The 24,435-nt window shown below is 67.9% G+C and carries 22 protein-coding genes; 10 read left to right on the top strand and 12 right to left on the bottom strand.

Annotated features, from left to right (window positions below; genetic code table 11):
• Positions 1-19: 19 nt before the first annotated feature.
• From FVQ98_RS11415 to FVQ98_RS11405, 3 genes are all read left to right on the top strand, one after another.
• Entirely contained in the window at positions 20-403 is a 384-nt protein-coding gene (locus FVQ98_RS11415; RefSeq protein WP_147913566.1) for a YraN family protein, read from the top strand.
• A 105-nt stretch (positions 404-508) separates the two neighbouring features.
• Positions 509-1,108: an SIS domain-containing protein gene (locus FVQ98_RS11410; protein ID WP_147913565.1), complete on the top strand. Its 600-nt coding sequence runs from the start codon at positions 509-511 to the stop codon at positions 1,106-1,108.
• Positions 1,105-1,881: a BON domain-containing protein gene (locus FVQ98_RS11405; protein ID WP_147913564.1), complete on the top strand. Its 777-nt coding sequence runs from the start codon at positions 1,105-1,107 to the stop codon at positions 1,879-1,881. Before FVQ98_RS11410 ends, FVQ98_RS11405 begins: the two co-directional genes overlap by 4 nt.
• Before the next feature lie 111 nt (positions 1,882-1,992).
• On the opposite strand, the gene FVQ98_RS11400 is transcribed toward FVQ98_RS11405, so the two are convergent.
• The 3 genes from FVQ98_RS11400 to FVQ98_RS11390 all read right to left on the bottom strand — a co-directional run bounded on the left by FVQ98_RS11400 (position 1,993) and on the right by FVQ98_RS11390 (position 5,292).
• Positions 1,993-2,910, bottom strand: coding sequence for an NAD(P)-dependent oxidoreductase (locus tag FVQ98_RS11400; RefSeq protein WP_147913563.1), 918 nt, complete (start codon positions 2,908-2,910; stop codon positions 1,993-1,995).
• 101 nt (positions 2,911-3,011) lie between these two features.
• Positions 3,012-4,148 (bottom strand): PilT/PilU family type 4a pilus ATPase, encoded by a 1,137-nt coding sequence (locus FVQ98_RS11395; RefSeq protein ID WP_147913562.1) that lies wholly within the window; start codon positions 4,146-4,148, stop codon positions 3,012-3,014.
• Positions 4,149-4,248: 100 nt separating this feature from the next.
• A complete protein-coding gene (locus FVQ98_RS11390) occupies positions 4,249-5,292 on the bottom strand; it encodes a type IV pilus twitching motility protein PilT (protein ID WP_147913561.1) in 1,044 nt (347 codons plus the stop codon).
• 57 nt (positions 5,293-5,349) lie between these two features.
• On the opposite strand from FVQ98_RS11390, the gene FVQ98_RS11385 reads away from it, so the two are divergent.
• The gene (locus FVQ98_RS11385) at positions 5,350-6,042 is read left to right on the top strand and encodes a YggS family pyridoxal phosphate-dependent enzyme (RefSeq protein WP_147913560.1); all 693 of its coding nucleotides are present in this window, start codon (positions 5,350-5,352) and stop codon (positions 6,040-6,042) included.
• A gap of 31 nt (positions 6,043-6,073) precedes the next feature.
• Here the strand turns inward: FVQ98_RS11385 and purU are convergent, their stop codons facing one another.
• Entirely contained in the window at positions 6,074-6,922 is an 849-nt protein-coding gene (purU, locus tag FVQ98_RS11380) for a formyltetrahydrofolate deformylase (RefSeq protein WP_147913559.1), read from the bottom strand.
• Between the two features lie 32 nt (positions 6,923-6,954).
• A complete protein-coding gene (locus tag FVQ98_RS11375) occupies positions 6,955-7,611 on the bottom strand; it encodes a TetR/AcrR family transcriptional regulator (RefSeq protein WP_147913558.1) in 657 nt (218 codons plus the stop codon).
• 120 nt (positions 7,612-7,731) lie between these two features.
• Here FVQ98_RS11375 and FVQ98_RS11370 point away from each other — a divergent pair, with 120 nt between their 5' ends.
• The 4 genes from FVQ98_RS11370 to FVQ98_RS11355 all read left to right on the top strand — a co-directional run bounded on the left by FVQ98_RS11370 (position 7,732) and on the right by FVQ98_RS11355 (position 14,951).
• Complete coding sequence (locus FVQ98_RS11370; protein WP_147913557.1) at positions 7,732-9,336, top strand: AMP-binding protein; 1,605 nt, start codon at positions 7,732-7,734, stop codon at positions 9,334-9,336.
• A gap of 178 nt (positions 9,337-9,514) precedes the next feature.
• Entirely contained in the window at positions 9,515-10,711 is a 1,197-nt protein-coding gene (locus FVQ98_RS11365; protein WP_147913556.1) for an ABC transporter substrate-binding protein, read from the top strand.
• A 124-nt stretch (positions 10,712-10,835) separates the two neighbouring features.
• Complete coding sequence (locus tag FVQ98_RS11360; protein WP_147913555.1) at positions 10,836-14,273, top strand: acetyl-CoA carboxylase family protein; 3,438 nt, start codon at positions 10,836-10,838, stop codon at positions 14,271-14,273.
• 180 nt (positions 14,274-14,453) lie between these two features.
• The gene (locus FVQ98_RS11355; protein ID WP_147913554.1) at positions 14,454-14,951 is read left to right on the top strand and encodes a YXWGXW repeat-containing protein; all 498 of its coding nucleotides are present in this window, start codon (positions 14,454-14,456) and stop codon (positions 14,949-14,951) included.
• Positions 14,952-15,047: 96 nt separating this feature from the next.
• Here FVQ98_RS11355 and FVQ98_RS11350 read toward each other — a convergent pair whose 3' ends face one another.
• The 3 genes from FVQ98_RS11350 to FVQ98_RS11340 form a co-directional block, all read right to left on the bottom strand.
• Positions 15,048-15,914 (bottom strand): ChaN family lipoprotein, encoded by an 867-nt coding sequence (locus tag FVQ98_RS11350; RefSeq protein ID WP_147913553.1) that lies wholly within the window; start codon positions 15,912-15,914, stop codon positions 15,048-15,050.
• Positions 15,915-16,178: 264 nt separating this feature from the next.
• Positions 16,179-16,460, bottom strand: a complete 282-nt coding sequence (locus FVQ98_RS11345) for a BTH_I0359 family protein (protein WP_147913552.1) — start codon at positions 16,458-16,460, stop codon at positions 16,179-16,181.
• Positions 16,461-16,623: 163 nt separating this feature from the next.
• Positions 16,624-17,730, bottom strand: a complete 1,107-nt coding sequence (locus FVQ98_RS11340; RefSeq protein WP_147913551.1) for a DUF3108 domain-containing protein — start codon at positions 17,728-17,730, stop codon at positions 16,624-16,626.
• A 208-nt stretch (positions 17,731-17,938) separates the two neighbouring features.
• Here FVQ98_RS11340 and FVQ98_RS11335 point away from each other — a divergent pair, with 208 nt between their 5' ends.
• Entirely contained in the window at positions 17,939-18,949 is a 1,011-nt protein-coding gene (locus FVQ98_RS11335; protein ID WP_147913550.1) for a fumarylacetoacetate hydrolase family protein, read from the top strand.
• Positions 18,950-18,994: 45 nt separating this feature from the next.
• A complete protein-coding gene (locus FVQ98_RS11330; protein ID WP_147913549.1) occupies positions 18,995-19,963 on the top strand; it encodes a Bug family tripartite tricarboxylate transporter substrate binding protein in 969 nt (322 codons plus the stop codon).
• 25 nt (positions 19,964-19,988) lie between these two features.
• Here the strand turns inward: FVQ98_RS11330 and thiL are convergent, their stop codons facing one another.
• The 4 genes from thiL to FVQ98_RS11310 all read right to left on the bottom strand — a co-directional run bounded on the left by thiL (position 19,989) and on the right by FVQ98_RS11310 (position 24,412).
• Positions 19,989-21,017: a thiamine-phosphate kinase gene (gene thiL, locus FVQ98_RS11325; protein ID WP_370512952.1), complete on the bottom strand. Its 1,029-nt coding sequence runs from the start codon at positions 21,015-21,017 to the stop codon at positions 19,989-19,991.
• Between the two features lie 27 nt (positions 21,018-21,044).
• Entirely contained in the window at positions 21,045-21,893 is an 849-nt protein-coding gene (locus FVQ98_RS11320) for a gamma-glutamyl-gamma-aminobutyrate hydrolase family protein (protein ID WP_147913548.1), read from the bottom strand.
• Positions 21,894-22,001: 108 nt separating this feature from the next.
• Entirely contained in the window at positions 22,002-23,120 is a 1,119-nt protein-coding gene (locus tag FVQ98_RS11315; RefSeq protein WP_147913547.1) for a YbdK family carboxylate-amine ligase, read from the bottom strand.
• Positions 23,117-24,412: a cation:proton antiporter domain-containing protein gene (locus FVQ98_RS11310; RefSeq protein WP_370512951.1), complete on the bottom strand. Its 1,296-nt coding sequence runs from the start codon at positions 24,410-24,412 to the stop codon at positions 23,117-23,119. Before FVQ98_RS11310 ends, FVQ98_RS11315 begins: the two co-directional genes overlap by 4 nt.
• Positions 24,413-24,435 lie beyond the last annotated feature (23 nt).

The raw sequence follows: 24,435 nt of genomic DNA, 5'->3' as shown, positions 1-24,435 counted from the left end.
GCGCTACAGGAGTCTGCGCATGCCGCTATTGAATTGGAAGCGAAAGGTGACCACACGCCAGTCCGGCGCGGCCGCGGAAGACGTGGCGCTGGCGCACCTGCAGTCGGCGGGCTTAAGCCTGGTGACGCGCAATTATCGGACGCCCGGGCGCGGCGGCGGCGAGATTGATCTGATCATGCGCGCGCCCGATGGCACGCTGGTTTTCGTCGAGGTGCGCGCGCGCCGCAACACCGACCAGGGCGGCGCCGCGGCCAGCGTGGGCGCCACCAAGCAGCGGCGCATCGTGCTGGCGGCGCAGCATTACCTGATGCGTCTGACCGCGCCGCCGCCTTGCCGCTTTGATGTGGTGGCGATCGACGGGGGCCAGATCAGCTGGCTGCCAGGCGCTTTCGACGCGGGCTGACCCTCGGCTTGGCTCGGCCCGGCTGGCGACAGGGGCATGCTTCCAAGTGCAACGTTGCTCCTAAATTTGCACCGAATTCGCGCCGCGCAGGTATGATCGGCGCCGATGGTGGAACAACGCATTCAGCAGCACTTCATCGACAGCGCCGACCTGTGCTACCAGTGGGCGCAGACGCTCGCGCGGCCGGTCATGGACGCGCTGCAGGCGCTGCTGGCCTGCGTGACCGGCGGCGGCAAGGTGCTGGTGTGCGGCAACGGCGCGTCCGGCGCGCTGGCGCAGTACACGGCGGCCCTGATGATCGGTGGCATGGAGCGCACGCGCCCCGAACTGCCCTGTGTTGCGCTGGGGTCGGACGCGGCGGCGTTGACCGCCGTTGCGCGGCGCGGTGAATTCGCCGACGTTTTTGCCGCGCAGGTGCGTGCGCTGGGGGCGCCGGGCGATGTGCTGCTGCTGATCACGTCCAATGGCAACACCGCCAACCTGGTGCGGGCCGCGCAGGCGGCGCACGACCGCGACATGGTCGTGGTGGCGCTGACCGGCCGGGGTGGTGGCGAGCTGGGCCGCATGCTGCGCGAAACCGATGTCCACGTGGGCGTGCCGCAGGAAAGCGTCGCCCGCATCCATGAGGCGCACCAACTGGTGCTGCACTGCCTGTGCGATGGCCTCGACGTTGAATTGCTGGGTGAAGAGGAGAGTTCCGAATGAACCAAGGCTTGACTTCCGGGTGGCTGCGCACCGGCCTGCTGGCCGTGGCGGTGGGCGCCAGCGTATCCGCGTGCGTCCCGGTCGCCCTGGTGGGCGGCGCCGTGGCCGGCGGCACCTTGCTGATGTCGGCCGATCGCCGCAGCGGGGACACGCAGACGGCCGACCGCAACATCGAAGCGGGCGCACAGGAAGCCATCGTCAAGCTGCTCCCGGGCCGCGGCCACGTCAACGTCAACAGCTACTACCGCAAGGTGCTGATCACCGGCGAAGTGCCCACCGCGCAGGACAAGCAGGCCGTTGAGGCCGCCGTGCGGGCGCTGCCCAACGTGGCCACGGTGCTGAGCGACCTGGCCGTGATGCCCGATTCCAATGCGCTGCAGCGCTCCAACGACAGCTTGATCACCAGCAAGGTGCGCACACGGCTGGTGGGTACCAACGGCATACCGGCGGGCAGCGTCAAGGTGTTCACCGAGCGCGGCGCGACCTACATCATGGGTCGCCTGACCGCGGACGAGGCCCAGCGCGTCACCGACCTGGTGGCGCAAACCGATGGCGTGCAGCGCGTGGTGCGCGTGATCGACATGGTGTCCGACGCTTCGGTGCGCGGCGGCACAAGCGCCGGCTCGGGCACGGCGGTCGCGGCCGACCCGGTGGTGGTGCCCAAGACCGGCAACGAGACGGCGCCGGGCGTGGTCACATCGCCCGTGACGCAGCCGACCATCGAAACGCCGCGCCAGCCGGTGCAGGTGCAAGAGCTGCCGCCGCTCAAATAACGATAGCTGCCCGCGCAGGTGGCACTAAGGCCAGCGGGCGATTTCTTTCAAATTTTCGGTCAAACAAAAAGGCGCCCTGAGCGCCTTTTTTTTGTTGGCAAGCCGACGCGCTCAGCGCAGGCGCTTGATCAGGCTGGACGTGTCCCAGCGCCCGCCGCCCATCTGCTGCACGTCGGCGTAGAACTGGTCGACCAGCGCGGTGACCGGCAGGCGCGCACCGTTGCGTTTGGCTTCGTCCAGCACCAGGCCCAGGTCCTTGCGCATCCAGTCGACGGCAAAGCCGAAGTCGAACTTGTCCTGCACCATCGTCGGGCCGCGGTTGTCCATCTGCCAGCTTTGCGCCGCGCCCTTGCCGATCACCTGAAGCACGGCGTCCATGTCCAGGCCCGAGCGCTGGCCAAAGGCCACCGCTTCCGACAGCCCCTGCACCAGCCCGGCGATGCAGATCTGGTTGACCATCTTGGCCAGCTGGCCGGCGCCGCTCGGGCCCAGCAGCGTGAAGGCGCGCGAAAACGCCATGGCCACCGGCTTGACCGCTTCGAACGTGGCCGCGTCGCCACCGCACATGACGGTCAACAAGCCGTTCTGCGCGCCGGCCTGGCCGCCCGACACCGGGGCGTCGATGAACTGCAGGCCGCGCGCGCGGGCGATCTCGTCCAACTCGCGCGCCACCGTGGCCGACGCCGTGGTGTGGTCCACGAACACAGCGCCCGGTGCCATGCCGGCAAACGCGCCGGTCTCGCCCAGCACGACCGAGCGCAGATCGTCGTCGTTGCCGACGCAGCAAAACACGATCTCCGCGCCCTGCGCGGCCTCCGCCGGCGTGGCAGCGCTTTTCACCTTCCCGGCGCCTTTCAGGCGTGCGCAGAAGGCTTCCGATTTGCTGGCGTTGCGGTTGTAGACCGTGACGTCGTGTCCTGCCAGCGCGAGATGGCCGGCCATCGGGAAACCCATCACGCCGAGGCCCAGAAAGGCAACGCGGCGCGCGGGGGTGGGCTCGTAGGTCTTGGCGTGGATGTCGGTGTTCATGGCGGCCATTGTAGGAGTGCGCTCTGCGCGCCGAGGCAGACTCGGACGCCGCAGCAGCGACCACACATGGCCGCGCACGCTATGCGGCCACTGCCGCCGGATCAGACGATCTGCAGGTGCTCGGTGCCGGCGGCCAGATCCAGCGACTTGGCGCGCTTGCTGGTCAGCTTGATCTGCAGGCGCAGGTCGTTGGCCGAGTCGGCGTTGCGCAGCGCGTCTTCGTAGCTGATCAGGTTGTCTTCGAACGCGTCGAACAGCGCTTGGTCAAAGGTCTGCATGCCGAGCTCGCGGCTCTTCTTCATGATTTCCTTGATCTCGCCGACTTCGCCCTTGAAGATCAGGTCGGAAATCAGTGGGGAGTTCAGCATGATCTCCACCACCGCGGTGCGGCCCTTGCCATCCTGCTTGCCGATCAGGCGCTGCGACACCAGGGCGCGCAGGTTCAGCGACAGGTCCATGAGCAGCTGTTGGCGACGCTCTTCGGGGAAGAAGTTGATGATCCGGTCCAGCGCCTGGTTGGCACTGTTGGCGTGCAGCGTGGCCAGGCACAGGTGCCCGGTTTCGGCGAAGGCCACGGCGTGCTCCATGGTTTCGCGGTCGCGGATCTCGCCCATCAGGATGACGTCGGGTGCCTGGCGCAGCGTGTTCTTCAGCGCGGCTTCCCAGTCTTCGGTGTCCAGGCCGACTTCGCGCTGCGTGACGATGCAGTTCTTGTGCGGGTGCACGAATTCGACCGGGTCTTCCACCGTGATGATGTGGCCCTGCGAATTGACGTTGCGCCAGTCCACCATGGCGGCCAGCGTGGTCGATTTACCGGAGCCGGTCGCGCCCACCAGGATGGTCAGGCCGCGCTTGCTCATCGCCACGTCCTTCAGGATCTGCGGCATGCCCAGCGTGTCGATGGTCGGCAGTTCCTGCGGAATCACCCGCATCACCATGCCCATCTGGCCTTGCTGCACGAAGGCGTTGCAGCGGAAACGCCCGATGCCGGCCGGCGAGATGGCGAAGTTGCACTCCTTGGTGCGCTCGAACTCGGCGGCCTGCTTGTCGTTCATGACCGCGCGCACCAGCGCCAGCGTGTGGCCCGAGCTCAGGTTTTGCGACGACACCTTGGTGACCTTGCCGTCGACCTTGATGGCGGGCGGGAAGTCGGCGGTGATGAACAGGTCGCTGCCCTTGCGGGTGAGCATCAGCTTGAGCAGGTCGTTGATGAACTTGCTGGCCTGATCGCGTTCCATGGTCGGGGCCTTCCTGCGGCTTCAATGAACCGCAAATGCTATTGTTTCGGTAGCTGGCCGCGCAGATGACTGTAGCGCAGCCGGCCGATATTGCTTGAAATCAGCCGGGGAAGTTCTCGGGGATCTTCGCCTTGCCGCGCGCCTCAGCCGGGCTGATGATGTTGCGGCGGACCATCTCGGTCAGGTTCTGGTCCAGCGTCTGCATGCCGGCGCCGTTGCCGGTCTGAATGGCGGAGTACATCTGCGCCACCTTGGCTTCGCGGATCAGGTTGCGGATGGCGGGCGTGCCGATCATGATCTCGTGCGCGGCGACGCGGCCGTCACCGGCCTTGGTCTTGCACAGCGTCTGCGAAATGACGGCCTGCAGCGATTCGGACAACATCGCGCGAACCATTTCTTTTTCTTCGGCCGGGAACACGTCGATGATCCGGTCGATGGTCTTGGCGGCCGACGAGGTGTGCAGCGTGCCGAACACCAAGTGGCCGGTTTCGGCGGCGGTCATGGCCAGGCGGATGGTTTCCAGGTCGCGCATCTCGCCCACCAGGATCGCGTCCGGGTCTTCCCGCAGGGCGGAGCGCAGCGCGTTGGAGAAGCTGTGGGTCATCGGGCCGACTTCGCGCTGGTTGATCAGGCACTTCTTGGATTCGTGCACGAATTCGATCGGGTCTTCCACCGTCAGCACGTGGCCGTATTCCATCTCGTTGAGGTGGTTGACCATGGCCGCCAGCGTGGTCGACTTGCCCGAGCCCGTGGGGCCCGTCACCAGCACCAGGCCGCGGGGCTTGAGCGCCAGGTCGCCAAAGATCTTGGGCGCGTTCAGCTGCTCCAGCGTCAGGATCTTGCTGGGAATGGTCCGCAGCACGCCTGCGGCGCCGCGGTTCTGGTTGAAGGCGTTGACGCGGAAGCGCGCCAGGCCTTCAATCTCGAACGAGAAGTCCACCTCCAGGTTTTCTTCGTACACCTTGCGCTGGGTGTCGTTCATGATGTCGTAGAGCATCGCGAAGACCTGTTTGTGGTCCAGCGGGTCCACGTTCAGCCGGCGCACGTCGCCGTGCACACGGATCATGGGGGGCAGCCCAGCCGACAGGTGAAGGTCGGATGCTTTGTTTTTGACGCTGAACGCCAGCAGTTGCGTGATGTCCACGGTGCCTCTCGTAAACCTGAAAAAGGGGTGGTTGCAGTTTGATACGCTCCAGGCATTATGACGACGATCGAGGGTAATCTCCAACACGTCCGTGCCCGTATCGCCACAGCCTGTGCCGCTGCCGGGCGCAACGTGGAAGATGTCACGTTGCTGGCGGTGTCCAAGACGTGGGGCGCTGACGCCGTGCGTGCCGCCTGGGAGGCGGGGCAGACCGCCTTTGGCGAAAACTACGTCCAGGAGGCGGTCGCCAAGATCGCCGCCCTGCGCGACCTGCCCCTGCAGTGGCACTGCATCGGCCCGCTGCAAAGCAACAAAACGCGCGTCGTCGCCGAGCATTTCGACTGGGTGCACACCGTCGACCGCCTGAAGATCGCCGAGCGGCTGTCCGAGCAGCGGCCCGAAGCGCTGGCGCCGCTGAACGTGTGCATCCAGGTCAACATCGACGGCGGTCCGAGTAAATCCGGCGTGGCGCCGGCCGACGCCCTGGCGCTGGCCCGGGCCGTTGCGCAGCTGCCACGGCTGCGGCTGCGCGGGTTGATGACCATTCCCGACATCACTTCAGATTTGATAGCTGCCCGCGCAATTCACTCCAGGGCCAAAGCCCTGTTTGACCAATTGAATGCCGCTGGACTGGGCTTGGACACTTTGTCGATGGGCATGAGCGCAGATCTGGAGCCGGCGATTGCCGCCGGCGCGACCCTGGTGCGGGTCGGCTCGGCCATCTTCGGCACGCGCCCGCCCAAGGGCTGAGGCCGGCGCAGGGCCGGCCGCCGCGGATCGGTCAGCGGAAGATGACGGTGCTGTGTCCGTTCAGCAACACGCGGTGCTCGCTGTGCCATTTGACGGCGCGCGCCAGCACCTGGCTTTCGGTGTCGCGCCCGCGCGCGGTGAGGTCTTCCACCGTATCGGTGTGGTCGGCGCGCGCCACGTCCTGCTCGATGATCGGGCCCTCATCCAGATCGGCCGTCACATAGTGCGCGGTGGCGCCGATCAGCTTCACGCCGCGGTCGTGCGCCTGGTAGTACGGCTTGGCGCCCTTAAAGCTGGGCAGAAAGCTGTGGTGGATGTTGATGGCGCGCCCGGCCAACTGGCGGCACATGTCGTCCGACAGGATTTGCATGTAGCGCGCCAGCACCACCAGCTCGGCGCCCTCGGCTTCGATGATTTCCAGTTGACGCGCCTCGGCCTGCGCCTTGTTGCCCTTGGTCATCGCGATGTGGTGAAAGGGCACGTTGTAGCTGGCCGCCAGCTGATAAAAGTCGCGGTGGTTGCTGACGATGGCGCGGACGTCTAGCGGCAGCAGGCCCGACTTCCAGCGGAACAGCAGGTCGTTCAGGCAATGGCCCTCGCGGCTGACGAAGATCACGGTGCGCATCGGCGCGCCCTTGGCGTGCAGGCCCCAGGTCATGCCAAAGGGCTCGGCGAACGTCGTCAGGGCGGCGCGCAGCGCGTCGGCCGAGGGCTCATCGCAGCTGAATTGCACGCGCATGAAGAACAGGCCGCTGTCGGCGTCGTTGAACTGGGCAGCTTCCTCGATGTTGCCGCCGCGCTCCAGCAGGAAACCGGTGACCGCGTGAACAATGCCGCGCCGATCCTGGCACGACAGGGTGAGAACATAGGTGTGTGACATGGGCCGCGATTGTCGCAGGGCGGCCTCGCGGTTCAGTCGGATCGGGCGCGCGGCGTGGCGCGCAAACCCAGCACGCGACCGGCCAGGCCAGTCAACTCAGCCACCATCTCCTCAGGTGACAGGCGCCCGTCCGGGCGGTACCAGTGATACAGAAAGCCGGGCAGGCTGCATGCGGCCTGGGCCGTCACGCGGGTTTCGTCGAAGTCGAAGTGGCCTTCGCGTCGGCCCTGTTCCAGCAGCGCGCACAGCTGCTCGTAGAAATGGTCGGCCACCTTTTTCTGCGCGGCGCGGTATTCCGGGCGGTACACCTGCGGCTCGCGGTAGAAGAAAAACGCTGCCGGGTGGTGCGAGATGGTGGCGCGGATCAGCCGCTCCAGCCCGTCCATCACCTTCTCGTGCGCGGGGCGCGCGTCGTCTGCCGCGAAGTCCATGCTGGTGAAGCAGTCGACCGCAGGCGCCCAGGACAGGGTCTCGAAGATCTCCTGCTTGTTGCGGAAGTAGTAGTAGACGTAGGGCTTGGTCACGCCCAGCGCGCTGACGATCTGCTCCATCGTCGTCTGCGCATAGCCCTGCTCGTGGAACAAGCGTTCGGCCGTGGCCAGGATGCGTTCGCGCTTGGCGTCGGTGCCGGCGGTGGCCGCCTTCTGGCGGCCGCTGGCGCTGGCGGCGCGGGGCTTCAGGGTTTTCACGTGGGTTGTCGCTCAGGTTCTACCGAAGGGTAGCATTGTTCTACCGAACGGTATATATTGCGCCAACAACAGCATGGGCGCCAGCGCATTGTGCCTGCGCCCCACCGTCTGGAGACACGCTTGTCCGCCGATCAGCCCCTGCACGAATACTTGCGCGCCAACGCCCGCCAACGTCCTGACCAGGCCGCCGTCATCTGGTACGGCCGCGTCATCACCTGGCGCGAGCTGGACGACTGGAGCGATGCGCTGGCCGCGCATCTGCAAGGCATTGGCGTGGCGCAGGGCGACCCGGTCGCGCTGTTCATGAACAACTGCCCGCAGTACATCGTGGCGCACCACGCCATCCAGAAGATCGGTGCCATCGTCTGCCCCTGCGGCCCGCTGAACAAGGCGCACGAGCTGCAGTACCAGCTGGACGACCTGGGTGCGCGTGTGATCATCGCCGCCGACAACCTGCTGCCCATCGTCGAGCAGGTGCGGGGCGACACCGCGCTGACCCACGTGCTGGCCGCGCGCTACGGCGAGCTGCTGCCGCCCGAGCCCGACTTGCCCGTGCCGCCGGAAATCCAGGGCGCGCCCGCGCCGCTGCCGCTGGGCTGTGGCGACATGCTGCAGATCGCCCGCACCGGCGCGCAAGCCGGCGTGCGCCCCACACCCGTCGCCATCGGCATGGACGACGTCGCGCTGATGACCTACACCAGCGGCACCACCGGCTTGCCCAAGGGCGCGATGCTGAGCTTTGGCAACGCCTTGTTCAAGACCCGCGTTACCGTGGGCAACTTCGGTCTGGCGCCAGACAGCTTGGCGCTGTCCATCGCACCGCTGTACCACATCGCCGGCATGCTGATGGGCGTCAACCTGCCCATTTACGCCGGCACCACGCAGGTGCTGCTGTTCCGCTTTGACCCGGCCGCCGTGCTGCAGGCCATCGCGCAGTACCGCGTGACGCACTGGTATTCCATCGCGCCCATGAACGTGGCCTGCATGCAGGTGCCGGACGCGCAGCGCTTTGACCTGCGCAGCCTGCAGCGCAACCCGACCACCAGTTTTGGCATCAGCTTCACCGAAGCGCTGGCACGGCAGTGGGAGGCGTTCACGCGCGGCCCTTGCATTTCGCACGAAGCAGCGTATGGCCTGAGCGAAACGCACACCATGGACAGCGGCATGCCGCACGACGCCATCCGCTGGGGCACGCACGGCAAGCCCATGCCGGGCGTGACCATCCGCATCGTCGACCCCGAAACGGGCGTTGAGAAAGCGGCCGGCGAAGTGGGCGAGATCACGCTGCGTTCGCCCGGCAACTTCAAGGGCTACTGGAAGAAGCCCGAGGCCACCGCCAAGACGCTGAAAGAGGGCTGGGTCTGGACCGGCGACATGGGCAAGCTGGACGCCGAGGGCTACCTGACCTTCATCGGCCGCACCAAGGAAATGATCAAGGTGTCGGGCTACAGCGTGTTCCCGGAAGAGGTCGAAACCATCCTCATCAAACACCCTGCGATCGCCCAGGCGGCAGCGCTGGCCGAGCCCGATGCCGAGAAGGGCGAGGTGGTCAAGGCCTTCATCGTCACCAAGGCCGGCGCCAGCCTGACGGCCGACGAATTGGTCGCCTGGTGCCGCGACAACATGGCGCCCTACAAGGTGCCGCGCCATGTGCGCTTCATTGATGCCTTGCCCGCGACGGGCTCGGGCAAGGTGCTGCGCCGTTTGCTGAAGGACGAGGCCTGAGGCCAAGGCGCTGACCTGACCGGATGCGGCGCGTACGCCCGCCCGCGTGGTGGCAGGCGCCGCATGCCAACGCCACCCCACCTGCTTTTTTCCTCAAGACGCCCTGCCCAGGCAGGGCCAGCTTTGACCCGAGTGCGCTCTGTGAGAAGCGCGCCATTCACAACCCAGGAGACATCACATGAAACTCACCACTTGGCTCGCGGCCAGCACTTTGTGCGCCGCATTGCCCTTCGGCTTGGCCCAGGCACAGGTCAAGATCGGCATCCTCAACGACCAGGGCGGCCCGTACTCCAGCATCACCGGCCCTGGCGCCGTGGCCGCCGCGCGCCTGGCGATCGAAGACGCGGGCGGCTCCTTGCTGGGCAAGCCCATTGAGTTGGTTTCGGCCGACCACCAGCACAAGCCCGACGTGGGTTCGGCCATCGCGCGCCGCTGGTACGACGCCGAAGGCGTGGGCGCCATCTTCGACATCTACAACTCCGGCGTCGCGCTGGCGGTGCAGAAGCTCGCCGAAGAAAAGAACAAGATCGTCGTGTCGACCGTGAACACGCTGGACATCACGGGCAAGTCCTGCTCGGCCAACGGCATGCAATGGGGCGCCGACAGCTACGCGCATTCCAACATCACGGTCAAGGGCGCCTACAAGGGCAAGCCCGAGTCCTGGTACTTCATCACCGTGGACTACTCGGCCGGCCACAGCATGGAAAAAGCCGCGCGCACCGCCATCGAGGCCGGCGGCGGCAAGTTCCTGGGCGCGGTGCGCTACCCGCTGGGTTCGACCGACTTCAGCTCCTACCTGCTGCAGGCGCAGGCGTCCAAGGCCGACGTGGTGGCGCTGATCGGCGGCGGCACCGACTTGCTCAACGGCATCAAGCAGGCCGACGAGTTCCAGATCCGCAAGACCAAGCAACGGCTGATCCCGTTCTCGTTCTCGACCGCCGATGCGGTTGCGCTGGGCAACAAGACCACGGCGGGTTTCCCGCTGGTGCTGAGCTTTTACTGGGACGAATCGCCCGCCACGCGCACCTGGACCGAGCGCTTTCGCAAGGTCAACGGTGGCAAGCTGCCGACCGACCTGCAGGCCAACGTCTACAGCGCGGTGCTGCACTACCTGAAAGCGGTGAAGGCCGCTGGCACGACCGACACCAAGGCCGTGCTGGCCCAGATGAAGGAAACGCCCGTCACCGATTTCTACACCGCCGGGGCGCGCATCCGTGAAGACGGCCGCCTGATGCGCCAGATGCTGTACGCCGAAGTGAAGACGCCCGAGCAGATGAAGAACAAGGACGATTTGATCACCGTGGTCAAGAAGTTCTCGGGCGAAGAGTCCTTCATGCCGCGCGCGCAGAGCGAGTGCCCGCTGATCAAGAAGTAAACCCGGCGCCGAAGGCCTGCCGCCCCCGCTCTGGTGGATGCGGCAGGCTTCGAGAGTTTAAGAGAAATCGGCCTCTGGCCCTACAGCTGTTTGCGCAGGCAGCTACTCCAACGATAGCAAGTCCATGACCTCTCCCACCTTCCACAAAGTCTTGATCGCCAACCGGGGCGAGGTCGCGGTGCGCCTGATCCATGCCCTGCGCGACGCCGGCATCGCCAGCGTGGCGGTCTACGCGCAGGACGACGCGCAAGCCCTGCACGTGCAACTGGCCGACGAGGCCGTGGCGCTGGCCGCCAGCGGCCCGGCCGCCTACCTGGACGCGGCCGCCGTTATCGCCATCGCGCGAGCGAAAGGTGTGGACGCGGTGCACCCGGGCTGGGGTTTTCTGAGCGAACAGGCCGACTTTGCCCGCGCCTGCGCCGACGCGGGGCTGGTCTTCATCGGCCCGCAGCCGGAGCAACTGGCGCTGTTTGGTGACAAGGCACGCGCCCGCGCGCTGGCGGCCGAGCATGGCGTGCCCTGCATGCCCGGGATCGACCACGGGGTGTCGCTGCAAGAGGCCGAGGCCTTCTTTGCCGAACAGGCGGCCGACGGCGCCGCCATGATCATCAAGGCCGTGGGCGGTGGCGGTGGCCGCGGCATGCGCGTGGTGGAGCGCGCCGAAGACGTCGCGCCCAGCTGGATGCGCTGCCGCTCCGAAGCCAGGGCCGCCTTCGGCGTCGAAGGCGTGTACGTCGAGCGCTTCATGCCGCGCGCGCGCCACATCGAGGTGCAGGTGGTTGGCGATGGCGCCCAGGTCATCGCGCTGGGCGAGCGCGAATGCACCTTGCAGCGGCGCTTTCAAAAGCTGGTGGAAATCGCCCCCAGCCCGACCCTGCCCGACGCGCTGCGCCAGCAGATCAGCGAGGCCGCGCTGTGCATGGCGCGCGCTGTGGGCTATCGCAGCCTGGGCACGTTCGAATTTTTGGTGGACGACAGAGCACTCGAGCCGCCGCCGGGCCGCCCCAAGGCGGCGAGCGCCCCCGCGGGGGGCAGCGAACCACGCGAAGCTGGGAGCGTGGGGGCCATATCCTTGCCATTTGTGTTCATTGAGGCCAATGCGCGCCTGCAGGTCGAACACACCATCACCGAAGCCGTCACCGGCCTGGACCTGGTGCAGCTGCAGCTGGGCGTGGCGCAAGGCCGCACGCTGGCCGAGCTGGGCCTGGCGCCCGGCACGCCGGTGCCCGTGCGCGGCCACGCGATCCAGTGGCGCATCAACGCCGAAACGCTGACGGCGGACGGCCAGGCGCGCCCGGCCAGCGGCACGCTGCAGCGCTTTGATTTGCCCAGCGGGCCGGGCGTGCGCGTGGACACGCACGGCCGCGCCGGCCTGCAGCCGTCGCCGCACTACGACACGCTGCTGGCCAAGCTGATCGTGCACCACCCCAGCGCCGACTTCGGCGCGGCGCTGCGCCGCTCGCACCGTGCGTTGGCCGAATTCGGCATCGCCGGCGTGGCCACCAACCTGCCGCTGCTGCGCGCCCTGGCCGACCGGCGGGAGACCGCAACCAACGCCGTCGACAATCGCTTTGTCGAGCGCGAGCTGCCCAGCCTGCTGGACGCCGCGCAGGCCTTCGCCGACGCCAGCGCGCCGGTGCCCAGCGCCGCCACACAAGCCGTCGCCGAGACCGAAGCCGAGCCGACCGACGGCACGGCGCTGGTGCGCGCGCCCATGGCCGCCAAGCTGGTGGCCTGGGAAGTGGACGTGGGCGACGTCGTGCCCGCCGGCGCGCAGCTAGGCGTGCTGGAGGCCATGAAGATGGAGCACCTGCTGCACGCGCCCAGCGCCGGCCGCGTGCTCGCCTTGGCGGCGCAAGCGGGCGATTTTCTGGTCGAAGGCCAGGCGCTGGTGCGGCTGGAGCCGGTGGATGCCGTACACAGCGCGACCGAGGCCGAACAGGCGCTGGATCTGGACACGCCGCGCGCCGACCTGCAGCGCGTCATCGACCGCCACGCATTCACCCTGGACGCCAACCGCCAGGCCGCGATGGCCAAGCGCCACGCGCAGGGTGGGCGCAGCGCGCGCGCCAACATCGCCGACCTGTGCGAATTGGGTGACGCTATCGATACCGAAGCTGGCCGCGCAAGCGTGACACCGGCCAGAAGCGGAAACTTCATTGAATACGGGGCGCTGGCGATTGCCGCGCAGCGCAGCCGCCGCACGCTGGAAGACCTGGTCGCCAACACGCCGGCCGACGGCATGGTGACCGGCGTCGGCAGCGTCAACGAAAAGCTGTTCGGCCCCGAGCGCTCGCGCTGCGCCATCATGGCTTACGACTACACCGTGCTGGCCGGCACGCAGGGTTGGCGCAACCACCACAAGAAGGACCGGCTGCTGAAAGTGGCACACCAGCTGCGCATTCCGCTGGTGCTGTTTGCCGAAGGCGGTGGCGGCCGCCCGGGCGATGTCGACATGCCGATCCTGGCGGGCCTGAACAACCACACCTTCAGCGACTTCGCGGCGCTGTCGGGCGTGGTGCCGGTGGTCGGCATCGTGCACGGCCGCTGCTACGCCGGCAACGCCGCGCTGCTGGGTTGCTGCGACACCATCATCGCCACGCGCGCCAGCAACATCGGCATGGGCGGCCCCGCCATGATCGAAGGCGGCGGCCTGGGCACGTTCGCACCCGAGCAGATCGGCCCGTCGGCCGTGCAAAGCGCCAGCGGCGTGATCGACGTGCTGGTGCAGGACGAGGCCGAAGCCGTCGCCGTGGCGCGCCAGTACCTCAGCTACTTCCAGGGTGCGGTGGCGGACTGGCAGTGCGACGACCAGCGCCTGCTGCGCCACGCGATTCCCGAAAACCGCCTGCGCGTATACGACGTGCGCGCCGTGCTGCGCGGCTTGTTTGACAGCGGCAGCTGGCTGGAGCTGCGCGCCGGCTTTGGCGCCGGCATGGTCACGGGCCTGGCGCGTGTGGAAGGCCGGCCGGTCGCGGTGCTGGCCAACAACCCGCACCACCTGGGCGGCGCCATCGACCCCGACGCAGCGGACAAGGCGGCGCGCTTCATGCAACTGGCGAATGCGCACGGCCTGCCGATCGTTGCGCTCGTCGACACCCCGGGCTTCATGGTCGGGCCGGAGATCGAAACGCAGGCCCAGGTGCGCCACACCAGCCGCATGCTCATGATCGCCTCGCACCTGCGCGTGCCGTACTTCGCCATCGTGCTGCGCAAGGGCTACGGCCTGGGCGCGCAGGCGATGACGGCGGGCGGCTTCGACGCGCCGGTCTTCAACGTCGCCTGGCCCACCGGCGAATTCGGCGCCATGGGGCTGGAAGGCGCGGTGCGCTTAGGCTTCCGCAAAGAGCTGGAAGCCGTGCCCGCCGGCCCGCAGCGCGATGCGCTGTTCGACCAGCTGCTGGCCAAGCAGTACGCCAACGGCGAGGCCATGGCGATGGCGCAGACGCTGGAGATCGACGCCGTGATCGACCCGGCTGACACGCGCGCGTGGCTGGCGCGCGGGCTGGACGGCTGCACCGCGCCGCTGGGGCCGACCAAGCCGTTTGTTGACGCCTGGTAGCTCGGGCGAGCCTGAAAATCCGGCCTTTTCGTTGTGAAAAAACGACGAAAAGGCCGATTTGGTTGGGTCGCTCCCCCTGGCCGCAACGCTTGTGTACCGAACTTTGCAAGCGGTTTGCACAGCCTTGACGCAGCCGGCGCACCATGAGGTTGTCGCTACTTCGTGAAAGGAACGCGAACCATGACGAACCGAATCTCCCGCCGCGCGGCCGTATGGGCCGCCACCGCGCTGTCCGTCGGCGCACTGACCCTGGGCGCCGCCGGCACGGCCCACGCTCAGGCCTACGTCAACGTGCAGATCGGCCCGCCGCCGCCGCCGGCACACGCGATGGTGCCAGCGCCGCGCGCAGGCTATGTGTGGGCGCCGGGGCACTACGAATACCGCCACGGCAACTACGTGTGGACGCGCGGCTACTGGATGCGCGAGCGTCCGGGCTACGCTTACGTGCCGCCGGCGTGGCAGCGCCACGGGAATGGCTGGGCCTACCAGGCCGCCCGCTGGGACCGCAGCCCGGTCCCTGGTTACGCGAACGGCCCGCGCTGGCGTGACCGTGACCGCGACGGCATCCCGGACCGCTACGACCGTCGCCCGGGCCGCGCCGACAACCGTGGTGACCGCGACCGCGACGGCGTGCCCAACCGCTACGACCGCCAGCCGGACAACCCGTACCGCCGCTAAGGCGTGAAAGCGGCGGGGCGTGCCAGACAGGGCGCGCCACCGCGGCACCCACAACAACGCCGGGCAGTTGCCCGGCGTTGTTGTTGGTGCGTTGCGTCATCGGGCGGCGGGCATGACCTGCCGCAGTTCGGCGCAATGGTCGCGCGGTGGCGCAGGGGGTGTCGGCCAGCGCAGATCGGCTGCCTCCGCAGGCTGCGCGGTGTTGCTGAGCGCTCTGTTTTCAGTAGCTGCTTGCGCAGACTCGGATTGGGCTGAGAGCACTTTTGATCGAGTTTCTTTGGAGAGGTGCACCGGCACGCCCAGCCCCCGCTGCACATGGCCATTGCCCGCCACCAGCAGCACGGTGCGCCCCGGTTGGCGCGCGGCGCTGACGGTCTCGGCCATCGCCTGGTCGCGCGCGATCTGCACCCGCGCCATCGGGCGGATCTGGCGGTCTGGCAGCAAGTTGCAATGGCCTTCGCGGATGCGCCGCTCCTGCTCGGCCAGCATGGGCGGCGCCAGCAGCTGGTCGAGCGTGGCGTTCTGCATGGCGGCGCGCAGGCCACTGCGCGGCAGGTTGGCGCCCAGCACCGGCACGCCGGCGCGCACGGCGGTCATGACGACCGGGCCGTAGCGCTTCCACGGCCAGCCGGCGTCGTCCCAGGCCAGGGCGCGGCGCACCTGCGTGGCGCTGGCAGCGCGCGGCAAATCGGCGGTGCTGTGGCCGCGCTCGGCCATCTCCATCGCCACGGCCGCCAGCGCGCCGCGGTCGGCCAACCATTGCACGACTTGGCGCTCCAACTGCTGGTGGGCGGGGGCATCGTGCTGTTCACCGATCAGCAGCGCGTCGGCCGGCAGCAGGCTGCCCAAGCGCTCGGATTCGGGCGGCGTCAGCGGTGGTGCGGGCAGCGTGGCGCAGGCGGTGAGCGTGGCGCAGAGTAAGCCGTAGGCAGCGGTCCGGAGCGGGGCGGGACGGTGACGCATGCGGGCATCGTACCTGTGCGAGATGCGGCGCGAGACCGCCTGGCTGCCGCTGCGGGGAGCCGCGGTCAGCGCGCCGCGCCGTTAGGTGATCGGATGGTGAAAATCGACATCAAATAACCCGTTAGCGCTACACCTGCTTGCGCAGGCAGCTATCAATACAGAAGCAATCATGACATCAGGTTTCGGGCGCTGAAAAGACAAGACCCGCCAAAGGGCGGGTCTTCAATGAAAGTCCAGTGCGACCAGAGCAGCCGCGTCGGCGGGTCAGTGCACCACGACCGGGTTCTGCGCCAGCTCGGCGTAGCCTTCCAGCGTGTCTTCTACCTCTTCCTGGGTGGGCGTGCTTTCCTGCCAGGCGGCGATGCGCTGCTGGAACATTTCGGCCCACAGGCCGTCCAGGTAAACCTCTTTGCCCGAACGCTTGTCCACGATCTCGAATCCGTGGCGCGCCAGCGCTGGTGTACCCGCGGGCAACTCGGCGCTGTCGGGCGCCTCGGGCAGCAGGTGGACGACCGCGAAGCTGTCGGAGTCGTAGAGCGTGTTCATCGTTGGGTTGAGCCTTTCTCGGGTGGGTGCGAAGGGATTTCGCGCCCTGCATACATAAGAACGCGCGAGCCCTTTTCAAGGTGTACGGCAGCGCCTACAGCGGGTGTCAGCCAAGCACGTTGTGCCTGCATCACGCTCAAAAATGCACACTTTCAGCGTATTTTCAGGGTTGTAGCGCGAGATTCTGCAGGCTGTGCTCCACGGTGTCGGCCTGCGCGAATGTCTGGCGCAGGCGCGCGGGCAGGTAATGCCAGGGCCGCGCCAACCACAGGGTGACAGCGGGTTCGTAGGGGCGCTCAGGTTGGTGCATCAGCACGGCGCAGGGCACGGGTTGGCCGTCAACGGTGAGAACCTCGTCTACTTGCACAGTCCATTCCCGCACTGCAGCGTCGCGTGCGCCCGTGATTTGCAGGCTGAGCCGGCTGCCCGGAGGGTACCGTTCGGGCGCGGCGGCCAGCAGCGCGCCCAGCTGCAGCACGGCGCTCAGCCGGTCCTGGCCACCGGGCGACCAAGGAGCGTCGGGCGTATTGGCGCTGAACCGCACGCGGCCACCCGCGGCATCGAAATGCGCTGCGCGCTCAGCGCGCGTCCGTTCGGCAAAGCGTTCCGGCATCAGGCCGACGCTGGTGACCAGGCCCTGGCTGTGCCAGCGGTGTGCCGGACGCGGGCCGTCGGCCAGCGTGCGCCATTCGGCTTCGTAGTGGCCCCCTGCGGGTTGCCAGCGGAGTTCTGATCGGGTGTCGACCGGCTGGCCTCGCGCTGTGCCGGTCACCGCGTAGGTGAGCGTGGCCGCCTGCGCGACCTGCACGCGGGGCAGCTCGGTGGCGCCGGCTGCGGGCGCGGCCGTCGCAGGTTCATCGACGGGCGCATCGGTGCCGGCAGCTGCAGCGACAGACTGGGTGGTCGTTGGCCGCGGTGCTGCCGAGACCGAGCGCCCAGGCGCGGCCAGGGCACCATCCGCTGGCCGTGCCAGGCGGTGGGGCGTTGCTGCGCGGCGCGTGCTCGCTGGGTTGGCCCGGGCGCGCGTTGCCCGTTGTGCAAGCGCAGCTGGTCGCGCCACCGCCGGCTCAGCGGCGGCTTGGGCGGCCGCCTCGTGCGCTTGCGCGGGTGGCTGCGCGACCGATCGGGTGGACCAGTACAGGGTGCTGCTCGGCGCGTTCGTTCGCGGGGGTGACGACAGCGCGGTCAGCACCGCCGCGTGCGCCAGCACGACCACGGCCACCAGCCGCAGCCATGGCGAGGAAGGGCGGGTGTTGGCGAAACGGGGCACGGGCGTAGGGCCGAAGCAGCGGTGAAAGCGGGACTTCCGTCTGGCGTTGGTTCAAAGGAAGCGGGGGCATCGGTGGGTGGGCCAGCAGGCCTACGCGTGACGACGTGCATCCCCTGTATCATTTTCTGCGCACGCGGCGGCGCTCGCCAGCCGCTTATTTCACGGTCGGGACGGGCCCGTGCCGTTCGAGCATTCGGGCAAATTCCCCATGAAACTGGCCACTTTGAAAGACGGCTCGCGCGACGGTCAGCTGATCGTCGTCTCACGCGACCTGGGCACTGCGCATTTCGCCACCGGCATTGCCGGGCGCCTGCAGCAGGCGCTGGACGACTGGAACTTCATCGCGCCGCAGCTGCAGGACGTGTCGGATGCGCTCAACCAGGGCCGCGCCCGGCACGCCTTTCCGTTCGACCCCGCGCAGTGCATGGCGCCGCTGCCACGCGCCTATCAGTGGCTGGACGGCTCGGCGTATTTGAACCATGTCGAGTTGGTGCGTGCCGCCGGCCGCAGCGACGTGCCTGAGCGCTTTTACACCGAGCCGCTGATGTACCAGGGTGGCAGCGACGACCTGCTGGGCGCATGCGACGACATCCTGGTCAGCGCCGAAGCCTTCGGCATCGACTTCGAAGCCGAACTGGCTGTGATCACCGCCGACGTGCCCATGGGCGTCACCCCCGACCAGGGGCTGGACGCCGTGCGCCTGCTGATGCTGGCCAACGACGTCAGCCTGCGCCATCTCATCGCGAGCGAGGTCGAAACACGGCTCGGCCTGGTGCAGGGCAAGCCTTCCACCGCCTTCAGCCCGGTGGCGGTCACGCCCGACGAGTTGGGCGACGCCTGGCAGGACGGCCGCGTGCACCTGACGCTGCAAACCAGCTGGAACGGCCGCAAGGTCGGGATGTGCGACGCCGGGCCCGATATGCGCTTTCACTTTGGCGAACTGATCGCCCACGCCGCGCGCACCCGCCGCCTGCGTGCGGGCACCATCGTCGGCAGCGGCACCGTCAGCAACCCCGGCGTTGAGCAGAACGGCCGCCGCGAATGGCCCAAGGGCTATGGCTGCATCGCTGAAAGGCGCGCCATGGAAACGTTGCAGGACGGTGCGGCGACGACCGACTACATGAAGTTCGGCGACCGCCTGCGCATTGAGATGAAGGGACGGGATGGCCACACGTTGTTCGGGGTTATTGACCAGAAAGTGGTTCAATATACCCCCTAGCCCATGCGCAGTCGGCGCGGGCAGCTATCAATTCAGGAGACTTTGATGCAACGACGTGAATGGCTTTCCCTGGCCGCGGCTGGCTTGGCCGCCAGTGCCGGCGTGCGTGCCCAGGGCTGGCCCGCCCAGCAGATCAAGTGGATCGTGCCCTACCCCGCCGGCGGCGGCACCGACGTGCTGGCGCGCGCCATCGCCGAGGCCATGCGCCCGCAGCTGGGCCAGGCGATCATCGTGGACAACCGCCCCGGCGCAGCGACGAACATTGGCGCGGACCTCACGGCCAAGGCCAAACCCGACGGCTACACGGTCATGTCTGCCGATAACGCGCTGCTGGCCTTCAATGAGCACCTGTTCAGCAAGCTGCCGTTCAACCCCACCAAGGACTTCACTTTCGTTGGCGCGTTTGGGCGCTTTCCCCTGGCGCTTGTGGTCAACCCCCAATTCGAGGCCAAGACGTTCAAGGACTTTCTCGCTTACGTGCGCGCCCACCCGGGCAAGGTCAACTGCGCGTCGCCCGGCAATGGCTCGCCCCACCACTTGGCGATGGAGCTGTTCCAGGAGCGCACCAAGACCTCGCTCACGCACATTCCGTACAAGGGTGCGGCGCCTGCCTTGCAGGATGTGATGGGTGGCCAGGTCCCGTGCATGTTCCTCGATCTGCCCGCTGGCCTGCCGGCCATCAGCAGCGGCAAGGTGCGCGCGTTGGCCATCGGCTCGGCCAAGCGGGTGGCGCAACTGCCGGACCTGCCCACCCTCGCAGAAAGCGGCGTGAGCGATGCCGAGGTCTACGCGTTTCAGGGCATGGTCGGCCCGGCGGGACTGCCGAGCGATGTCGTCGCACGGCTCAACACCACCATCAACAAGGCGCTGCAAGACCCGGCTGTGGTCAAGCGCATGCAGGAATACGGCATTGAAGCCCTGCCCGGAACGCCCCAGCAGTTCCAGGCCATGTCCCGCGCCGAAAGCGAGCGCTGGGGCGCGGTCATCAAGCGGGCGGGCGTCAAGCTGGACTGAGCGCAGCGCGCGGCTCGCCGCCGCGTCACGCGAAATGGTCGTACCCGGTGCGCGCGATGGCGGACTGGCCGCCCGCGCCGTCGTCCAGCCAGAGCCCACTGCCTGATCGGATCTGACCGATGCGGGTGAGCGGCAGCGCAGACGCCACAGCCAGGGCGTTCACCGTGTCTCGCTGGCCGGGCGATGCGGTGAACAGCAACTCATAGTCGTCGCCGCCTGTCAGGGCAAGTGAAACTGGGTCTGCCGGTCGGGGACTGACGCACTCGGCCACCGGGCCCACCGCCTTGCCCAGCGCCATGCTGTCCAGCACCGCGCCCACCCCGCTGGCGACAGCCATGTGCGTCAAGTCGCCCGACAAGCCGTCGCTCAGGTCCATCGCGCTGGTGGCGATGGCTCGCAGCGCCCGGCCGAGCGCGATGCGCGGAATGGGGCGCTCCAGCCGCTCACGCAGCACGGCCAGCCGCTCGGGCGCCAACTCGATCTGGCCTTGCAGGGCGAGCAGGGCCAGGCGCGCTTCGCCCAGGGTGCCGCTGACCCAGATATCGTCGCCCGGCTGGGCGCCGTCGCGGCGCAAGGCCTGGCCAACGGGGATCTGGCCAAAGACGGTGATGCAGATGTTGAGCGGCCCGGCCGTGGTGTCGCCGCCGATCAGGGGGCAGCGGTGTTCGTCGGCCAGGGCGAACAGGCCTTGGGCGAAAGCGCTCATCCAGGCGTCGTCGGCGGCGCGCTCAGGCGGCAAGGCCAGCGCCAGGGTGAAGGCCACAGGCTCTGCGCCCATGGCGGCGAGGTCGCTCAGGTTGACGGCCAGGGCCTTGTGGCCGAGCGCGGCCGGGTCGACGTCAGGGAAGAAGTGCCGTCCCTTGACCAGCATGTCGGTGCTGATGGCCAGTTGCTGGCCGGGTGCGGGGGTGAGGAGAGCGCAGTCGTCGCCAATGCCGAGAGCAATGGGCGGTGCTTCAATTGCTACCGAATTGGTAGCTGATGGCGCAGGTGGCTGTAGGGCGGAGGGCGTTTTTCGCTTGAAATAACGCGCGATCAGGTCGAATTCGCCCACGCCGATTGCCTACCGCCTAAGGCGCGCTCAGCGGCCGCCGAACACATTGGCGCGTTCGCGCACGCGCGCCACGCCATCGGTCAGGCGGCGCATGCGGCCGGCGCGGCGCGCGGCGGCTTTCAGAAACGACATCATCAGAGGGCCACTGTCCAGCGCGTTCAACGGTTCGTCCTGACCGGCCAGGTGGAATTCGGGGTGCCACTGCACGCCGACGACAAACGGGTAGCCGGTGTGGCGGATGGCTTCGGGTACGCGGTCGATCGGGCTGCGCGCCTCGATCACCAGGCCGCGGCCCAGCTCGTCCACGCACTGGTGGTGGATGCTGGTGACGCGCTGCGGCTCGTAACCGTAGATGTCGGACAGCAGCGAGCCGGGCACGAAGTGCACTTCGTGCGTCAGCCGGTCGTAGGTGACGGTGTCCTGGTGTGGGATGGCGCCGGGCCACAGCGAGGGGATGTCCTGCACCAGCGTGCCGCCAAAGTACACGTTCAGCAGCTGCGCGCCGCGGCAGATGCCCAGCACCGGCTTGCCCGCGCCGATGAAGCCGCGCAGCAGGTCCAGCTCGTATTCGTCGCGGATCGGGTCGGCCTCGGGGTCGGTCTTCCAGGGCTTGGCGCCGTAGGTTTCGGCGCTGATGTCGACGCCGCCCTGCAGCACCAGACCGTCCAGGTTTTCGACCAGATCGGCCGTGGGTGGGCGTTTACGCAGGGTGGGCGTGCGCTGGTCGATGAAGGGGATCATCAGCGCGACGACGCCGTAGTTCATGATCCAGTGCGCCATGTTGCTCTCGAGGTATTGCAGCCGTTTGAGCGGCAGGCCCATACCGGGCGGGGGAGCGTGCAACAGACGGGCGGAGATGCCGATGCGCAAGGTCATGGTGAGAGATTGTGACGTGAAACGCGGGGGTTTGTCAGACGGTGGCGGCGTCGCCCTGGTTCCGGGCGGGCTGTGTACAAGCGTGACAGCGCTCGCATCGGCGCTCCTTTATTGACCCCGAAAGCGCAGGCTGGCTTGGCGGATGACTTCGCCCAGCAGGTGCTCGCGCGCCTGGCGTTCGCGCAGCCAGCGCGCGTCGTTGCGGTCTTCGGTCACGACCTGGCGCAACGCGGCCAGGGCGTCGGTGGCACCGCGCGCTGCCGCAAACGGCGCCAGCCGATCCATCGTGCCCAGCAGGTGCTCGCGCAGCGGCAGGTGCTCGCCCGTAGCGGGGTCTACATAGACCGCGTCCAGCCCGAAGCGGCAGGCCTGAAAGCGGTTGTAGCTGTAGACCAGGTAGTCGTCTTCGACCGGGGTGAAGGGCCGCTCGGACTGGAACCAGGCGGCCAACGACTGCACCAGGCCGGCCAGCGCGGCAGCGCGCTCCACCGTCAGCGGGGTGTCGAACACGCGCACTTCGATCGTGCCGTACTCGGGCTTGGGGCGGATGTCCCAATAGAAGTCCTTCATGCTCTTGACGACGCCGGTGTGCGTCATCTTGTCGAAGTACTGCTCGAATTCCGTCCAGGTCAGCAGACAGGGCGCGCGCCCTGACAGTGGGAATGCGAACACCGAGTTCAGCCGCGCCGAATCGAACGCCGTGTCCTGCGCCTGCACATAAGGGCTGGATGCCGCCAATGCGATGAAGTGCGGGATGTAGCGCGACATGCAGTGCAGCGTGTACAGCGCCGAATCGGCGTCGGGACAGCCCACGTGCACATGCTGGCCGAAGATGGTGAACTGCTTGGTCAGGTAGCCGTACAGCTGCGACAGCTGGTGAAAACGCGGCTTGTCGTAGATGCGCTGCTGGTGCCACTGCTGGAACGGGTGCGTGCCGCCGCCGACCACGGCAATGCCCAGCTTGTCGGCGCACTGGACCAGCGCGTCGCGGATCTGCTGCAGCTGGCCCAGCGCCTCCTGCCAGGTGTGGCAGACGCCGGTCGATATCTCGATCATGCCGGCGGTCATCTCGGGCACCACGCTGCCGGGCAGCTCGCGCTTGGCCATCAGGCGCAGCATGTCGTCGGCGTAGTGCGTCAGGTTGTAGTCGTGCGTGTTGACGAGCTGAAGCTCCAGCTCCACGCCGATCGTCAGGGCCTCGGACTGGCCAAAGGGCTCCAGGCTCATGTCAGCGGGCCTTTGTCGGTGTCGGGTTCCAGTTCGCCCTCAGGGGGCGATTCGGGTGCGCGTGAGCCGGCCTGGCGCCAGGGCTTGGCCGCTTCGCCGGTGCGGTACAGCGCCAGGCTGACCAGCACCGCGCCGATGAGTTCGGTGATCAGGATCACCGGCAGCGCGATGGCGGCCACCTTTTCACCGATGCTGGGCGAGGCGCTGACGAACTGGGACGTCAGCAGCAGCGCCACGGACGACATCGGCACCATCGCCACCCCGACCCAGAACGATTTGCGCGGCGACAGCCCGCTGCCCCAGCCGGTCGCCAGCAGGCTCGCCACCTTGGCCAGCGCCCGCACCACGATCAGCGCGAGGGCCGCCCAGGTCAGCGCGCCGTGCCAGTTGGCCTGCGCGGCCATCGACGAGACCAGCACGAACATCAGGATGGTCAGCATCGACGCTGCCGTGCCCAGCTGGCGCGGCCACACCCAGGGGCGCGGGTAGAACTGCTTGAGCAGGATGCCGCCCAGCAGCGCGGCCAGCGGCGCCGATCCGCCCAGCGGAGACGCGATCGCGGTGCAGGCGCCGATCAGCGCCAGCATGACCACCGCGGTGTCCTGGCTGGTGGCGCGCAGGATGCGGAAGGCCAGCGCCAGCAAGCCCGCCAGCATGCCGCCCAGCAGCAAGGAGATGCCCAGCACGCCGAGCGAGCCGCCGACGGACGCCAGCATCGTGCCGTCGCCACGCCCAATCGTCCGCAGCATGGCGGTTCCGAGGGTCAGGGTGTAGAGCGTGTTGAGCGTAGCCAGGGCAATCGCCCGGTCGGTCATCGGACCGTCGGCGCGCAGATCGGACACCACGCGCATCAGCACCGCCGGCGCGGTGGCGACCGCCAGCACCGCCAGCGCGCGCACCACGGTCAGCTCCAGCCCGAGCGCGCGCAGCGTGAGGAAGGCGACGGCGTAGGTGAGCAGCGACTCGGCCAGGCTTTGCACAAGGACCATCGGGTTGTGGCGCAGCCAGCGCAGCGACAGCCGCGCGCCGGCGTCGAACAGCACCACGGCAATGCCCAGCTCCAGCAGGAACAGGCCCACGCCCTGCAGCGGCCAGGTAGCGCCCGCAACGCCGAGCCAGCCGGTGATGGCACCGACGACGGCGTAGCCAATGATCTTGGGAAGCTGGGTGTAACGCTGCACCCAATGGCCAGCCAGCGTGGCCACCGCCAGCAGCAAGGCCCATTCCAACGCTTGCGGGCCCGGGGTGTTGCTCCATGCAGCGACCCAGCCGGACGTCAGTTGATCTGTCAAGCGGCGAGTCCTCGAAGTTGTCG

Origin of the sequence: Ottowia flava, from assembly GCF_008017535.1 — a bacterium.
In the GTDB taxonomy this organism is placed as follows: domain Bacteria; phylum Pseudomonadota; class Gammaproteobacteria; order Burkholderiales; family Burkholderiaceae_C; genus Ottowia; species Ottowia flava.
This window is presented reverse-complemented; position numbering and strand designations above follow the sequence as displayed.

What these genes read in the sequence shown, in the direction of transcription:
- FVQ98_RS11415 (WP_147913566.1), top strand. Translation starts at nt 20, where the DNA reads ATGCCGCTATTGAATTGGAAGCGAAAGGTGACCACACGCCAGTCCGGC.
- FVQ98_RS11410 (WP_147913565.1), top strand. Translation starts at nt 509, where the DNA reads ATGGTGGAACAACGCATTCAGCAGCACTTCATCGACAGCGCCGACCTG.
- FVQ98_RS11405 (WP_147913564.1), top strand. Translation starts at nt 1,105, where the DNA reads ATGAACCAAGGCTTGACTTCCGGGTGGCTGCGCACCGGCCTGCTGGCC.
- FVQ98_RS11400 (WP_147913563.1), bottom strand. Translation starts at nt 2,910, where the DNA reads ATGAACACCGACATCCACGCCAAGACCTACGAGCCCACCCCCGCGCGC.
- FVQ98_RS11395 (WP_147913562.1), bottom strand. Translation starts at nt 4,148, where the DNA reads ATGGAACGCGATCAGGCCAGCAAGTTCATCAACGACCTGCTCAAGCTG.
- FVQ98_RS11385 (WP_147913560.1), top strand. Translation starts at nt 5,350, where the DNA reads ATGACGACGATCGAGGGTAATCTCCAACACGTCCGTGCCCGTATCGCC.
- purU (WP_147913559.1), bottom strand. Translation starts at nt 6,922, where the DNA reads ATGTCACACACCTATGTTCTCACCCTGTCGTGCCAGGATCGGCGCGGC.
- FVQ98_RS11365 (WP_147913556.1), top strand. Translation starts at nt 9,515, where the DNA reads ATGAAACTCACCACTTGGCTCGCGGCCAGCACTTTGTGCGCCGCATTG.
- FVQ98_RS11360 (WP_147913555.1), top strand. Translation starts at nt 10,836, where the DNA reads ATGACCTCTCCCACCTTCCACAAAGTCTTGATCGCCAACCGGGGCGAG.
- FVQ98_RS11355 (WP_147913554.1), top strand. Translation starts at nt 14,454, where the DNA reads ATGACGAACCGAATCTCCCGCCGCGCGGCCGTATGGGCCGCCACCGCG.
- FVQ98_RS11350 (WP_147913553.1), bottom strand. Translation starts at nt 15,914, where the DNA reads ATGCGTCACCGTCCCGCCCCGCTCCGGACCGCTGCCTACGGCTTACTC.
- FVQ98_RS11345 (WP_147913552.1), bottom strand. Translation starts at nt 16,460, where the DNA reads ATGAACACGCTCTACGACTCCGACAGCTTCGCGGTCGTCCACCTGCTG.
- FVQ98_RS11335 (WP_147913550.1), top strand. Translation starts at nt 17,939, where the DNA reads ATGAAACTGGCCACTTTGAAAGACGGCTCGCGCGACGGTCAGCTGATC.
- FVQ98_RS11330 (WP_147913549.1), top strand. Translation starts at nt 18,995, where the DNA reads ATGCAACGACGTGAATGGCTTTCCCTGGCCGCGGCTGGCTTGGCCGCC.
- FVQ98_RS11320 (WP_147913548.1), bottom strand. Translation starts at nt 21,893, where the DNA reads ATGACCTTGCGCATCGGCATCTCCGCCCGTCTGTTGCACGCTCCCCCG.
- FVQ98_RS11315 (WP_147913547.1), bottom strand. Translation starts at nt 23,120, where the DNA reads ATGAGCCTGGAGCCCTTTGGCCAGTCCGAGGCCCTGACGATCGGCGTG.